The sequence below is a fragment of the Massilia sp. UMI-21 genome, from assembly GCA_015277795.1.
Taxonomy (GTDB): Bacteria; Pseudomonadota; Gammaproteobacteria; order Burkholderiales; family Burkholderiaceae_D; genus Telluria.
On sequence record CP063848.1, the window covers coordinates 5,069,605 to 5,082,348 of the forward strand.

The 12,744-nt window shown below is 63.5% G+C and carries 15 protein-coding genes; 4 read left to right on the top strand and 11 right to left on the bottom strand.

The window, feature by feature from the left end; translation table 11 throughout:
* Nucleotides 1-139: 139 nt before the first annotated feature.
* From recN to IM543_22305, 3 genes are all read right to left on the bottom strand, one after another.
* A complete protein-coding gene (gene recN / locus IM543_22295; GenBank protein ID QOY94183.1) occupies nucleotides 140-1,804 on the bottom strand; it encodes a DNA repair protein RecN in 1,665 nt (554 codons plus the stop codon).
* Between the two features lie 22 nt (nucleotides 1,805-1,826).
* Nucleotides 1,827-2,738 (bottom strand): NAD kinase, encoded by a 912-nt coding sequence (locus tag IM543_22300; protein QOY94184.1) that lies wholly within the window; start codon nucleotides 2,736-2,738, stop codon nucleotides 1,827-1,829.
* A 160-nt stretch (nucleotides 2,739-2,898) separates the two neighbouring features.
* A complete protein-coding gene (locus IM543_22305) occupies nucleotides 2,899-3,801 on the bottom strand; it encodes a DUF3667 domain-containing protein (protein ID QOY96817.1) in 903 nt (300 codons plus the stop codon).
* Between the two features lie 147 nt (nucleotides 3,802-3,948).
* Between IM543_22305 and IM543_22310 the strand changes: the two genes are divergently transcribed.
* The 3 genes from IM543_22310 to gloA all read left to right on the top strand — a co-directional run bounded on the left by IM543_22310 (nucleotide 3,949) and on the right by gloA (nucleotide 5,306).
* A complete protein-coding gene (locus IM543_22310; GenBank protein ID QOY94185.1) occupies nucleotides 3,949-4,272 on the top strand; it encodes a hypothetical protein in 324 nt (107 codons plus the stop codon).
* A 10-nt stretch (nucleotides 4,273-4,282) separates the two neighbouring features.
* Nucleotides 4,283-4,714: an OsmC family protein gene (locus IM543_22315; protein QOY94186.1), complete on the top strand. Its 432-nt coding sequence runs from the start codon at nucleotides 4,283-4,285 to the stop codon at nucleotides 4,712-4,714.
* Between the two features lie 178 nt (nucleotides 4,715-4,892).
* On the top strand, nucleotides 4,893-5,306 hold the full coding sequence (gene gloA, locus IM543_22320) for a lactoylglutathione lyase (GenBank protein QOY94187.1): 414 nt from the start codon (nucleotides 4,893-4,895) through the stop codon (nucleotides 5,304-5,306).
* Between the two features lie 102 nt (nucleotides 5,307-5,408).
* Here gloA and glf read toward each other — a convergent pair whose 3' ends face one another.
* From glf to IM543_22350, 6 genes are all read right to left on the bottom strand, one after another.
* On the bottom strand, nucleotides 5,409-6,563 hold the full coding sequence (gene glf / locus IM543_22325; GenBank protein ID QOY94188.1) for a UDP-galactopyranose mutase: 1,155 nt from the start codon (nucleotides 6,561-6,563) through the stop codon (nucleotides 5,409-5,411).
* 266 nt (nucleotides 6,564-6,829) lie between these two features.
* The gene (locus IM543_22330) at nucleotides 6,830-8,203 is read right to left on the bottom strand and encodes a TolC family outer membrane protein (GenBank protein QOY94189.1); all 1,374 of its coding nucleotides are present in this window, start codon (nucleotides 8,201-8,203) and stop codon (nucleotides 6,830-6,832) included.
* 40 nt (nucleotides 8,204-8,243) lie between these two features.
* The gene (locus IM543_22335) at nucleotides 8,244-8,576 is read right to left on the bottom strand and encodes a sulfurtransferase (GenBank protein QOY94190.1); all 333 of its coding nucleotides are present in this window, start codon (nucleotides 8,574-8,576) and stop codon (nucleotides 8,244-8,246) included.
* 7 nt (nucleotides 8,577-8,583) lie between these two features.
* Nucleotides 8,584-9,237, bottom strand: coding sequence for a protein-L-isoaspartate O-methyltransferase (locus IM543_22340; protein ID QOY94191.1), 654 nt, complete (start codon nucleotides 9,235-9,237; stop codon nucleotides 8,584-8,586).
* A gap of 163 nt (nucleotides 9,238-9,400) precedes the next feature.
* A complete protein-coding gene (locus IM543_22345; GenBank protein ID QOY94192.1) occupies nucleotides 9,401-10,045 on the bottom strand; it encodes a TetR/AcrR family transcriptional regulator in 645 nt (214 codons plus the stop codon).
* Between the two features lie 121 nt (nucleotides 10,046-10,166).
* On the bottom strand, nucleotides 10,167-11,051 hold the full coding sequence (locus IM543_22350; protein ID QOY94193.1) for an SDR family NAD(P)-dependent oxidoreductase: 885 nt from the start codon (nucleotides 11,049-11,051) through the stop codon (nucleotides 10,167-10,169).
* Between the two features lie 331 nt (nucleotides 11,052-11,382).
* Here IM543_22350 and IM543_22355 point away from each other — a divergent pair, with 331 nt between their 5' ends.
* A complete protein-coding gene (locus IM543_22355; protein QOY94194.1) occupies nucleotides 11,383-11,643 on the top strand; it encodes a YkgJ family cysteine cluster protein in 261 nt (86 codons plus the stop codon).
* A gap of 77 nt (nucleotides 11,644-11,720) precedes the next feature.
* On the opposite strand, the gene IM543_22360 is transcribed toward IM543_22355, so the two are convergent.
* Both IM543_22360 and IM543_22365 read right to left on the bottom strand, forming a co-directional pair.
* Nucleotides 11,721-12,062, bottom strand: a complete 342-nt coding sequence (locus tag IM543_22360; GenBank protein QOY94195.1) for a hypothetical protein — start codon at nucleotides 12,060-12,062, stop codon at nucleotides 11,721-11,723.
* 46 nt (nucleotides 12,063-12,108) lie between these two features.
* The gene (locus tag IM543_22365) at nucleotides 12,109-12,741 is read right to left on the bottom strand and encodes a DUF3885 domain-containing protein (GenBank protein QOY94196.1); all 633 of its coding nucleotides are present in this window, start codon (nucleotides 12,739-12,741) and stop codon (nucleotides 12,109-12,111) included.
* Nucleotides 12,742-12,744 lie beyond the last annotated feature (3 nt).

Sequence of the window (12,744 nt, forward strand, 5' to 3'; positions counted from 1 at the left end):
GTGGCGCCCCGCTGCCTGGCGTGTGCACCGCGAACAACAGCGGGGCAATTGCTCAGCCGGGCTGACGGATTCAGGCGTCCGTGCCGGTGTACGCAGCGTCGGTTCACACGATCGTCGGACGCGACAAAAAACGGAAGCGCTACGAGGCCAGCAGCTCCCTGGCATGCTTGCGCGTCGTCTCGGTAATCTCGATCCCACCCAGCATGCGCGCCACTTCTTCCACGCGCGCCCGGGTATCGAGCACGTCGATGCGCGACACGGTGCGGCCCTCGCTGGTCGCGCCCTTGGCCACCTGGAAGTGCTGGTTGGCCTGGCTCGCCACCTGCGGCAGGTGGGTTACGCACAGCACTTGCCGCTGCTGGCCCAGGCGCTTGAGCAGGCGCCCCACCACCTCGGCCACGCCGCCGCCGATGCCGGTGTCGACCTCGTCGAAGATCAGGGTCGGCGTGGTGGTCGCGTGCGCGGTGATCACGGCGATCGCCAGCGAGATGCGCGCCAGTTCGCCGCCCGAGGCCACCTTGGCCAGCGGACGCGGCGCCACGCCGGCGTGGCCGGCCACCAGGAACTCGACCTGTTCCAGGCCGTGCGCGCCCGGCTCGCCCAGGTTCAGCGCCACGGCGAAGCTGCCGCCGCTCATGCTCAGTTCCTGCATGGCGCTGGTGACCCCCTTGCCCAGCTCCACGGCCGCCTGCGCGCGCCGCTTCGACAGGCGCTCGGCCACCTTCAGGTAGGCGCCCCTGGCTTTTTCTTCCTGCTTGCGCAGGCCCTCGAGGTCGCTGGCGTCGGCCAGCTGGCGCAGCCTGGCGGCCAGCGTGGCGTGCTCCTCGTGCAGTTCTTCCGGCGTGACGTGGTACTTGCGCGCGGCGCCGTGCAGCGCTTCCATGCGCGCATCGACCTCGCGCAGCCGGGCCGGGTCGAGTTCGACCTTGTCGATGTAGTTGTTCAGTGCGTAGACCGCTTCCTGCAGCTGGATGCGGGCCGGCTCCATGCAGTCGAGCACCTCTTGCAGCTGGGCGTCGACGTCCACCAGCTTGCCCAGCCTGGCGTTCAGCGAGGACAGCTGCGACAGGATCGGGTGATCGGCTTCCGAGATGGCCTGCAGCGCTTCCTGCGCGCCCTCGAGCAGGCTGGCCGCGTGCGACAGGCGGCTGTGTTCGTTGCTGATCTCGGCCCACTCGCCGGCCTTCGGCGCCAGCTTGTCGAGTTCGCTCACCTGCCACTCCAGGCGCTCGCGCTCGAGCAGCACGTTGCGCGCGTCCTGCTCGAATTCCTCGCGCTGGCGCACCAGCGCACGCCAGGCTTTATAGGCGCTGGCCGTGGCCAGCACGTCTTCGTGGGCGGCTGGGTCGCGCACCGCGATCTGGTTGTCGAGCAGCGCGCGCTGGGCATCGGATTTGAGCAGCGACTGGTGCGCATGCTGGCCGTGGATGTCGACCAGCATGTCGCCCAGCTCGCGCAGCTGCGCGGCGGTGGCGCTGATGCCGTTGATCCAGGCCTTCGAGCGGCCGGCGTTGTCGATCACGCGGCGCATCAGGGCGACGCCCTCGTCGATCGGGAGTTCGTTCGACGCCAGCCACGCGGCGGCCGTCGTGGTCAGGGCGAATTCCGCGCTGATGTCGGCCTTGGCCGCGCCTTCGCGCACCATGCTTGCGTCGCCGCGCCCGCCCAGCGCCAGTTGCAGCGCATCGATCAGGATCGACTTGCCGGCGCCGGTCTCGCCGGTGAACACCGTGAAGCCATGTGCGAACTCGAGTTCGATGGCGTCGACAATGACGAAATCACGGATGGTAAGAGTGCGCAGCATGAAAAGTCGTGTCTCCTGTGCTTTATGTAAGCTTGCCTTCGTTGGTCGGATATTCGTTCCAGTGCAGCTTTTCGCGCAGCGTATGGTAGTAGCTCCAGCCGTGCGGATGCAGGAAGGTGATCGTGTGCGGCGAGCGCGAGATGACGATGCGGTCGCCCAGTTGCAGGCTGGTGAAGGTCTGCATGTCGAAGTTGACGCTGATGTCGCGCCCCGCCACCAGTTCCACCACGATCTCGCTCGACTCGGGCACCACGATCGGCCGGTTCGACAGCGCATGCGGCGCGATCGGCACCAGCACGATGCCCTGCACGCGCGGATGCAGCAGCGGGCCGCCGGCCGACAGCGCATACGCGGTCGAGCCGGTGGGCGTGGAAACGATCAGGCCGTCCGCGCGCTGGTTGTACATGAACTCGCCGTCGACGATGAGCTTGAGCTCGACCATGCCGGCGCCGGTGCCGCGCGCCACGACCACGTCGTTGAAGGCGACGCTGCAAAAAATCTCCTGGCCGTCACGCACCACGCGCGCCTGCAGCAGCGTGCGCTCCTCGGCCCTGGCCCGGCCCTGCAGGATCTCGTGCAGGGCCGGCACCATGCGATCGAGCGGAATGTCGGTAATGAAGCCCAGGCGGCCCGAGTTGATGCCGATCAGCCGGATGTCGTACTTGGCGAGCTGGCGCGCGATGCCGAGCATGGTGCCGTCGCCGCCCATGACCACCGCGTAACCGGCCTGCTCGCCGATCTCGGCCACGCTCAAGGCCTCGATGCCGGCGATGCCGAGCGGTTCCAGGTAAGCCGCGGTATCGGTCTCGAACACCACCCGGTAGCCTTCGGCGGCCAGGAAGTCCACCAGTTGCCGGGCCGGATCCTCGATGCCGGGAGTATTTTGCCGCACCACGAGCGCGATGATTTGTTGCTTTTCAGGCGACACTGACATGGGTCCAGGACGGTTGGGTTGGGACTAGGAGATTAACCGATTCTCCCAGCGTCTGCCATACGGCGCCGCTGATACGGCGCCGCTGCACGGTCCCTGCCGGCGCCCGCCAATCAACTGTACAAATAAACAGTATAACGGGCGCCCCCTGCTTCCGGCAAGCTCAGAGCAGCAGCCCGACCGCCACCGCCAGCGTCACCGCGGTCACCAGGGTGAACAGGTGCAGCACCAGCAGCACGATCCAGCGCAGCGCGGTCAGGATCCGCCCGCCGCCATAGACGCGCCGCATCGCCGTCGGCAGGTAGAACACCAGCCAGGCCAGCAGCGCGAAGCGCACCAGGTTCCAGCCGTCGGCCAGCATGAACAGGCTCAGCATGAAGAAGGCGAAGCCGTTACTGTGCAGGGCGAACAGGAAGTGCTCGCCGTAGCGCCGGCCCGAGCCGAGGTAGAGCAGCTTCAGGTACAGGGCGAACACCGGCATCATCAGGAAGATCGCATACGGGGTGTAGCTGAAGAACACCCGCTTGGAGGTTTCCTGCAGCTCCTTCTGCGACATCGCAAACAGGCGCTCCGCGCCCTGCTCCAGCCTCGGGCTGATCCGGCCCAGCAGGCGCTTGGCATTGTTTTGAAACTCCTGGTAGTCCTCGGAGTGCCGCGTTTGCGCCGATGGCTGGGTCGCGGTCGCGCTGAGCGCCGGCGCTGTCTCGGCGCGGCTTCCTGTATTGACGATCTCGACCGCGCTCATTTTGAACAGCGCGAAGAAGATGATGCTGAAGGTGAGGTACAGGCGCAGCGGCTCGATGTAGCGCACGCGGCGGCCTTCGACGTATTCGCGGCTCAGGAATCCCGGCTTGAACAGCAGCAGCTTGAGCGAGCGCCACAGCTTGCCCTCGAGCGCCACGTAGTGCGCGATGAACTCGTGCAGGAATTCACGCGCGCTCGGCACGTGCAGGTGGGTCGCCTGGCCGCACTGGTGGCAGTAGTTGCCCGAGGTGACGGTATCGCAGTTCTTGCAGACGTGGGCGTGCTGGAGGGTGTCGAGGGTGTGGGCAGTCAAGATACGGATCTCGCAATATTGTCCAAGTCGCCATGTTATCGGGTTAGTTGCAAAAAAGCATCATCCATTGTGGCGATTTGCCGACGGCTTCAATTGCGCGACCCCTTGGCCGGCGCACGGTTACGATTGCATTGACTGCAACAAAGGAGAACGCACATGGTCACCGAAACCAAGGACCGCTTCATCAACACCAAGGCGCCGATCGAACCCGGCGACGACGTCAAGCGCGAGCCCTACGAGCGTGACGAAACGCCGGACGCGCAGGACCAGCAACCGCGCGGCGTCATGGAGCAGGCCGCGGAGGACCTCGCGCAGGGCCTCCAGAACACCGACTGCTACGGCACCAACCCGGACGGGCTGGAAAATGCGGTCGAGCCGGCCGCCGGCGCATCCGGCCAGGCCAAGCCCCAGCCGGACGCCAACCGTTCGATGCGCCGGCACGACACCACCAACGACGAGTCGGACCACAACAACCTGTGAAAGGAATACGATGACCATCAAACGCAACGGCAGCGCCGTCTGGAGCGGCGGCCTGAAGGACGGCAAGGGTGCGGTCTCGACCGCGAGCGGCGTGCTCAAGGATGCGCAATACGGCTTCAACACCCGCTTCGAGGACGGCCCGGGCACCAACCCCGAAGAACTGATCGGCGCGGCCCACGCGGGCTGCTTCACGATGGCGCTATCGGGCCAGCTGGGCCAGGCCGGCATGACGGCGCAAGAGCTGCGCACCACCGCCACCGTCTCGATGGAAAAGGTCGACGGCGGCTTCTCGATCACCGCGGTGCACCTCGACCTGGTGGCGAAGATTCCGGGCGCCAGCCAGGAAGACTTCGACAAGGCGGCCAACACGGCCAAGGAAAACTGCCCGGTGTCGAAGCTGCTGAACGCCAACATCACGATGACCGCGAAGCTCGAGAATTGACTGCGTCTGCACGCTGCCTATGCTGGTGGCGTCCTGCGGTCCCGTAGCGTGGGTGGGTCTCCCGCCCACGCGTTCAACTCACGCACGAACATTGACACCGCATCGCCGGCCGTGCCCTGCAAGATCAGCGCCCAGCGCATAGAATGACCGCTTTCCGAATCACCAGAAGGACACCCCCATGCGCATCCTCCACACCATGCTCCGCGTCGGCGACCTGCAGCGCTCGATCGACTTCTACACCACCGTGCTCGGCATGAAGCTGCTGCGTACCAGCGACAACCCCGAATACAAGTACAAGCTGGCCTTCCTTGGCTACGGCAGCAACCCCGACCATGCCGAACTCGAGCTGACCTACAACTACGGCGTCGACAGCTACGACATGGGCACCGCCTACGGCCACATCGCCATCTCGGCCGAGGATATCTACGCCACCTGCGACAGTGTGCGCGCCGCCGGCGGCAACATCACGCGCGAACCCGGCCCGGTCAAGGGCGGCAGCACCGTGATCGCCTTCATCACCGACCCGGACGGCTACAAGGTCGAGCTGATCGAACGCAAGGACAATGCCGCTGGCGCCGGCCTGAGCAGCTAAGACGCGCTCCGGTCGTGAAGCGGGCGGCATGGCGATCCACGCCATGCCGCCCGTCGTGTTTCATGGCCGCCGCCAGCAGGCCGGCGGCCAATGCCCGTATTCTCAGGCCAGCGGATCGATGACGAACGCCGGCATGCGCGCATTGCCCTTCGCGCATTCCAGGAACTTGTCCGCCGTGGCCAGCGCCTCGCTGATGGTCACGTCCATGTCCAGGTAGCGGTAGGTGCCGAGGCGCCCCACGAAAGTCACGTTCGGCTCCTCGCGCGCCACGTTCACGTAGCGTTCGAGCTGCTGCTTGTCGCGCGCCTGGCGGATCGGGTAGTACGGGATGTCCTTCTCTTCGCACTGGCGGCTGTATTCCTTGTAGCACAGGGTCTTCTCGTGCTTTTCCCACGGCGAGAAGTGCTTGTGCTCGGTGATGCGGGTGTAGGGCTGGGCGTCGTCGCAGTAGTTGATGACGGCATTGCCCTGGTAGTCGCCGGTGTCGCGGAACACTTCGAAATCCAGGGTGCGGTACGGCAGGCGGCCTTCGGCGTGGTTGAACCAGGCGTCGATCGGGCCGCTGTAGAACACGTGGGCGTAGTCGCCCTTCTGGGCCGGGTCGAAGCGGGTGTTCAGGTGCACGGTGACGCCCGGCACGTCGAGGATCTTTTCCACCAGCGCGGTGTAGCCGTCTTCCGGCATGCCCTGGTACTTGTGCGCGAAATAGTTGTCGTCGTAGTTGAAGCGCACCGGCAGGCGCTTGAGGATGCTGGCCGGCAGCTCGGTCGGCTGCATGCCCCACTGCTTCACGGTGTAGGTCTTGAAGAAGGCCTCGTACAGTTCGCGGCCGACGAAGCGCAGCGCCTGGTCCTCGAAGGTGACCGGGTTCTCGATCGACTTGTCGCCGAGCGAAGCCAGGAATTCCTGGGCCTCGGCCGGGCGGAAGGTCTTGCCGAAGAACTGGTTAATGGTGAGCAGGTTGATCGGCAGCGTGTACACCGCGCCGTTGGTGATCGCCTTGACGCGGTTCACATACGGCATGAAGCGGCTGTAGCGGTTCACGTATTCCCACACGCGCTCGATATCGGTGTGGAAGATGTGCGGACCGTAGATGTGCACCATGACGCCGGTATCGGCGTCGCGCTCGGAATGGCAGTTGCCGGCGATGTGCGGGCGCGATTCGAAGATCTCGACTTTGTAGCCGGCCTGTGCCAGCTCGCGGGCAATGACGGCCCCGGAAAAACCGGCGCCGACAATCGCGATGTTCTTTTGCATGTTGTTTTTCCTTAGGGATGAGAATCTGGCGGCGGCACGGGGATGCCGCGTCGATGACTGGCGGTCTGTACCGCACTGCCATCGAAGGTATGTTAACGTTGCCAGTTTATCAGCTTTGCAAAAAAATCCGCTCGCGCACGACTTGTCGTGCGTCAACTATTTGATCGTCAAATCAATGAGTTAGCGTAAGCCTGAAAAGCAAAAAGCCCGGACCAAGAGGACCGGGCTTTTTAACAATGCGGGCGGCAGGACGAGCCCGCGTCGGATTATTTTTCCAGCAGCGTGTTGACTGCCGCCAGGTCCGATTCGCGCAGCGAACCCGCCGCGGCCTTCAGGCGCAGGCCGTTCAGGATGGTGTCGTAACGTGCACGCGACAGGTCGGTGCGGGTCTGGTACAGCTGGCGCTGTGCGTTGAGCACGTCGATATTGATGCGCACGCCCACCTGGTAGCCCAGCTTGTTCGATTCCAGTGCCGACTGGCTCGACACTTCCGCCGCTTCCAGCGCCTTGACCTGGGCCATGCCGCTGTTCACACCGAGATAGGCCTGGCGCGCCTGCAGCGCCGCCTGGCGGCGGGTTGCTTCGAGGTCGTTCCTGGCCTTGTCTTCCAGCGCGATCGCTTCGCGCACGCGGCTGGTCACGGCAAAGCCGCTGAAGATCGGCACCGCGAACTGCACGCCGATGCCGTTGTTCTTCAGGACGCCCGAGCTGTTCAACTGGCCGCCGACGTCGCGGCGCGTGTGGCTCGCGACCAGGTCCACGGTCGGGTAATGGCCGGCGCGATTGCGCGAGATGTCGCGCTTGGCCAGTCCCACCTGCAGCTCCGACACGGTCACGCCATAATTCTGATTCAAGGCCGACGCCACCCACGGGTCGACGTTCGCCGGCGCCGGGGGCAGCAGGGTGACGCCGCTCTTGAGCTGCGCCAGCGTGGCCGGGGTCGTGCCGATGATCGCCTCCAGCGCGTTGCGCTTGTTGTCGAGATCGTTCACCGCCGCGAATTCCTGCGCGATCACCAGGTCGTAGGCTGCTTGCGCCTCGTGGGTGTCGGTGATGGTCTGGGTGCCGACCTCGAAGTTGCGCTTGGCCGACGCCAGCTGTTCGGTCACCGCGGATTTCTGGGCCCGGATCGATTCCAGCTTGTCCTGGGCAGCCAGCACGTCGAAATAGGCTTGCGCCACGCGGGTCATCAAGTCCTGCTGGGCCTGGGCAAACTGCGCCTCTGCAATGGCCTGCTGCAGCTTGCTCTGCTGGTAGGTTTGCCAGGCGTCCCAGCGGAACAGCGGCTGGGTCAGGGCCACCGTGTACTCGGTGGTGCGCTCGTTCGAGAGGCTGGCGGCGACGACCCTGCTGACGCCGCTTTCCGGATCGGTAATTCGCACGCCCTCGTTCCAGGGCGAGCTGTCGCTGTCGTTCTTGATGCTGCTGCCGGTGATGCCCACCCTGGGGAGCAGTCCCGCACGCCCCTGCGTGATCCGTTCCTGGCCGGCGGCCAATGATGCGCGCGCACTGGCATAGGTCGCATCGTTGGCGAGCGCCTGCTGGTACACCTGGAGCAGGTCGGCCGCGCTGGCACTCAGCGAAAAGACCGCGCCGGCAACCAGCACGGCAAGAAAGGATTTGCGCAGGGGTTTCTGCATTACATTCTCCACAGGAGTCATCAAAAGTATTGGAATCAGGTCAGTACTTCGGCATCGAAGGATCGACCTGGTCGGCCCAGGCGTGTATTCCGCCCGTCAAATTCGTTACGTTGTCAAACCCGTTACGTTCGAGGAAGCTCGCCACCTGCATGCTGCGCGCCCCGTGGTGGCAGATGCACACGATCTCGCGGTCGTCCGGCAGTTCGCCGGCGCGGATCGGCACCAGGTGCATCGGGATCTGGGTCGAGCCTGCGATATGGCAGGTGGCGAATTCCCAGTTCTCGCGCACGTCCAGCAGCAGTGGCGGCTCGGCTGCCCCGGCCTCGGCCTGGGCGAGCCGGGCAGCCAGCTCCGGTGCGGTCATGTGCTGCATCGCCGCCTCAGAACTGGAAGCGCGACGGCGCCTGCGCACCGGTCAGCGTCTTGACATTGGTCTCGAACAGCTTGACCGTGTCGTAGCCCGTTTCCGAGCTGCGGGTAATGAGGTTGAAGCTCATCGCCGGCGCCTCGCCCAGGATCACGCCGATGCGGCCGCCCACTTTCACCCCCTTGAGCAGGGCTTCCGGCAGCACCGGCAGCCCGCCCGAGACCACGATCACGTCGTAGGGCGCGCCCTGGTCCCAGCCGGCGGCGCCATTGCCGTCTTCGACCGTCACGTTGCTGATGCCGGCGCGCGCCAGGTTCTCGCGTGCCAGCTTGGCGGTTTCCGGCTGGATTTCCACGGTGGTCACGTGGCGCGCCATGTGCGCCAGCAGTGCCGCCATGTAGCCCGAACCGGTACCGATTTCGAGGACGCTCTCATGCTTCTTGACCGCCAGCTCCTGCACGATGCGTGCTTCGACCTTCGGGTTGAACATCGCTTCGCCGCCCGGCAGCGGGATCTCGACGTCGGCAAACGCCAGGTTCTGGTACGCAGTCGGCACGAACTGTTCGCGCTTGACGACGTGCAGCAGGTCCAGCACGTCCTGGTCGAGCACGTTCCACGGACGGATCTGCTGTTCGATCATGTTGAAGCGGGCTTGTTCGATATTCATCTGAGTTCTCGGTGGAAAAATAAATAATCCGATATTTTATCGTTGAACGGCCTCGGGACGCACATCTTAACGATGGCTTGCGCGAGACCAGGGGAAATTGCGACAGTCTGCAGTTTGGAGGGGTTGAACGCCGAAAAAACGGCACGATCGCGTAAACGGCAACTCAGCCGCTGCGGGGAAGGAGGCCGTGCAAGCTGAGATCGAGCAGATTGTCGAGGTAGACCTGGGGCTGCAGTTCGCCGCAGTCGCAAGGGGCCGCGGCCGAGTGCTTCCATACATTGAGCATCATCATCGGTGCGATCAACACCCGCGTCATCTGCGGGATATCGACGTCGCGGAATTCACCCCGGCCGACCCCACGTTCGAGAATGCTGGAGATCATGCGGGTACCGCGGCTGACGACTTCTTCCTGGTAGAACCGGACAAGCTCGGGAAAGTTGCCGGCTTCGGCCAACATCAGCTTGCTGAGGCCGGATGCCTTGCTCTGCCCGATCTGTTGCCACCAGGTGCCGATCACGCTGCGCAGCAGGTCCGCGCTATGACCGTCGAATTCGGCAACGGACAGCTCGGCCTTGCCGAGGAAGGGAAGGAGGCTTTCGCGTACGACCGCCTTGAACAGTTCTTCCTTGTTCGCGTAATACAGGTAGAGGGTGCCCTTGGAAACGCCGGCCCGGCGCGCGACGTCTTCCAGGCGGGTCGCGGCAAAGCCGTGCTCGACGAACAGGTCAATGGCGGCAGCGAGGAGCTCCTGGGGACGGGCATCCTTGCGGCGTTCCCAGCGCGGCTTGCTGTCGAGTGGACATTCCATGTTTCCGCCTAGGAACCAACTGAAGAACCACAGAATATAGACGGGGCTTGTCAGGCAGTCAAGCTATCGTTGTACTAGTGAAACTGTCAATATAAACAGGTATTTACGCTATTCCGCCAGCTCATGAGGGACCGTAGATGCGGCCGTTGGCGCGCGAGGCATACAGGGCGCCGTCGGGGTTGCGCGGCGGGATGTCCCGCTGCTGGCGCGGCACCTGGAACACCGCCAGGCGGTCGACGAGACCGGGGGCGATTTTTTCCATCATCACGTCGAGCCCGGCCATGACGCCGACCCGCAGCGTGCGCATCGGCACCACGGCGGCATGCAGGATGGCGGCCGCCACCTCGTGCGGATCGACCTGGGGTGCGGGCAGCTTCGGTTCGCGCTCCATGTAGTTGCGCGCGTGCTGGGGCAGCGGCGTGTCGACCGCGGCCGGCTCGATCAGGGTGATCGACACCGGTGCTTCGTCCAGTTGCTCGACCTCGATGCGCAGCGCATCGGTGAAGCCTTTCACGGCATGCTTGCTGGCCGAGTACATGCCCTGCATCGGGATCGCCACCTCGGAGGCTTCGCTGCCGAGGTTGATCAGGGCGCCGCCCTGGCGCTTCAGGTAAGGCAGCGCCACCAGCGCGCCGTGCACCATGCCCCAGAAATTGATGTCGAACAGGCGCCGGCTGTCTTCCTCGGATACCTGGTCGAGGCGACCGAAGATGGTGCCGCCGGCATTGTTGATCCAGGTGTCGATACGGCCGTAGCGCGCGACCGCGGCCTGCGCGATGCGCTCGACATCGGTACGCTGCGAGACGTCGGCCACGACGGCGATCGCATCGACGCCGTTCTCGACCAGGCCCTGCACGACCGCCTCGAGCACATCGCCCCCGCGCGCGGCCAGCACCAGTTTCGCGCCCTGCTTGCCCGCCTCCTGGGCGGTGGCCAGGCCGATGCCGCTCGATGCGCCGGTGATGACGACGACCTGGCGGTTCAGGGGTTTGAGGGGACTGGCCATGCTGCCTCCTGCTGGTGGATGTGCAATGAATGCAACGTAGCAGGAAAACGGCGGGCGACGCGCCCGCTTCGGGCCAGGGGGCGGTATACTTCTGCCCTGCCTTTCATCCTCCTTCTTTCCCATGCAGTGCAGAGACAACTGCGGCGCCTGCTGCACCGCGCCCTCGATCACCAGCCCGATTCCCGGCATGCCCGGCGGCAAGCCCGTTGTCAACTAAAGAGATGCCATGAACTGCCGCGACAACTGCGGGGCGTGCTGCATCGCCCCCTCAATTACGAGCCCGATACCCGGGATGCCCAACGGAAAGCCCGTTGTCAACTAAAGAGATGCCATGAACTGCCGCGACAACTGCGGGGCGTGCTGCATCGCCCCCTCAATTACGAGCCCGATACCCGGGATGCCCAACGGAAAACCGGCAGGTGTCAGGTGTGTTCAACTGGCGGATGACAATCGCTGCCGCGTCTTCGGAAGTCCGGAACGGCCGGCGTTCTGCGGCGGCTTACAACCATCGGAAGAGATGTGCGGTTCCAGCCGGGAGCAGGCTTTCCGCTGGTTGGATGAATTGGAACGCGCGACAGCCCCTGCGCAGTAAGACGGGCATCGTGCGTCGCCCAACGTGGCTCTCTGCCTTTTGTTGCAGACCAATGGTCTCCTAACCGGTAGCGCGCTTTACGCACCAGGCAATTTGCGGAAGCAACGCTCAAAAGCTTCTATGCTTGCTGCGCGAAAAGCATCGCTACGTCCCTCACCGCAGAGCCAGGATGCAAGTACATCAGGCGGGAATACGCCCTCGCCATGCATCAGAAGTGCAGAGAGCTGAGCATATAGCCGGTGATGCACTTCGTTGAAGTCTCGAAGAAGCCTAGGATTCGTAACTTCTGGCCCTTGAAATTCGTAGGAATCTCTAGCGAAGACGGTATAGACGTGCCCAAGCCCAGCCAAAAACTGGGCCTGGGTTTGCGAAGACATTCCTGCAAGCGCCTTTTCGCAATCCTCTTGAGTAAACGCCATTACATTTCCCCTTGAAAGGTTCTCGTCGCGCACAAGAAGCAGGCCGTTACGAATTAACACCGGTATTTTTCGGGGCGAATGTTTGCTCCATGGCCTCCCTGTCGTAGTCGAGCAGCCAGTGATTGTGCTTTTTGTACAGCGCTTCCAACACTGACGGCTTTCGACAGATAACATCCATCCCCCGGTCATCATACGGGTGAACAATAATTGCCCCCGCAGTGTTGACGAGGTAAATCAAGCAATGCGGATTCGGATGCATTGAGCTGAAGTCGGTAACCAGGGCACACCAAAGTAGGTTTTGCAACTTGGCGGCGGGCACCTGAAATGCGCAATTTATCCAGAATCCTTCGCCGAAATCATCACTCTCATCTACCTTTTCGTACCAAACGTCCCTGTCTTTTGGAATGGAAATTCCGGCCATCCCGAGTTCGCGAATAGAGTGCCGTAGTTCGAAACGCGTTGAAAACACAAATCGTTGCAAGTGGACGAGAACTGAATCGCTATCAGCAAAGACGTCGTTGCAAATTTCCGTTGCCTTACGTAGAGCTGTCAACACTTGGCCCAGTGGACTCTCACCCTCAGACAGTTCAAATCGCAGTCCACCGGGAAAGTTGTAAAACAAAGCGTGCCGGTAACTTCCAGCCTCTGTCAAACCATCAATTATGCTTTTGAATTTCATAGC

Bases quoted from the DNA above. Each gene is read 5' to 3' on its own strand.
- gloA (QOY94187.1), top strand. From the start codon at position 4,893: ATGCGCATCCTCCACACCATGCTCCGCGTCGGCGACCTGCAGCGCTCG.
- IM543_22330 (QOY94189.1), bottom strand. From the start codon at position 8,203: ATGCAGAAACCCCTGCGCAAATCCTTTCTTGCCGTGCTGGTTGCCGGC.
- IM543_22310 (QOY94185.1), top strand. From the start codon at position 3,949: ATGGTCACCGAAACCAAGGACCGCTTCATCAACACCAAGGCGCCGATC.
- IM543_22355 (QOY94194.1), top strand. From the start codon at position 11,383: ATGAACTGCCGCGACAACTGCGGGGCGTGCTGCATCGCCCCCTCAATT.
- IM543_22300 (QOY94184.1), bottom strand. From the start codon at position 2,738: ATGTCAGTGTCGCCTGAAAAGCAACAAATCATCGCGCTCGTGGTGCGG.
- IM543_22315 (QOY94186.1), top strand. From the start codon at position 4,283: ATGACCATCAAACGCAACGGCAGCGCCGTCTGGAGCGGCGGCCTGAAG.
- IM543_22350 (QOY94193.1), bottom strand. From the start codon at position 11,051: ATGGCCAGTCCCCTCAAACCCCTGAACCGCCAGGTCGTCGTCATCACC.
- glf (QOY94188.1), bottom strand. From the start codon at position 6,563: ATGCAAAAGAACATCGCGATTGTCGGCGCCGGTTTTTCCGGGGCCGTC.
- IM543_22365 (QOY94196.1), bottom strand. From the start codon at position 12,741: ATGAAATTCAAAAGCATAATTGATGGTTTGACAGAGGCTGGAAGTTAC.
- IM543_22360 (QOY94195.1), bottom strand. From the start codon at position 12,062: ATGGCGTTTACTCAAGAGGATTGCGAAAAGGCGCTTGCAGGAATGTCT.
- IM543_22345 (QOY94192.1), bottom strand. From the start codon at position 10,045: ATGGAATGTCCACTCGACAGCAAGCCGCGCTGGGAACGCCGCAAGGAT.
- recN (QOY94183.1), bottom strand. From the start codon at position 1,804: ATGCTGCGCACTCTTACCATCCGTGATTTCGTCATTGTCGACGCCATC.
- IM543_22335 (QOY94190.1), bottom strand. From the start codon at position 8,576: ATGCAGCACATGACCGCACCGGAGCTGGCTGCCCGGCTCGCCCAGGCC.
- IM543_22340 (QOY94191.1), bottom strand. From the start codon at position 9,237: ATGAATATCGAACAAGCCCGCTTCAACATGATCGAACAGCAGATCCGT.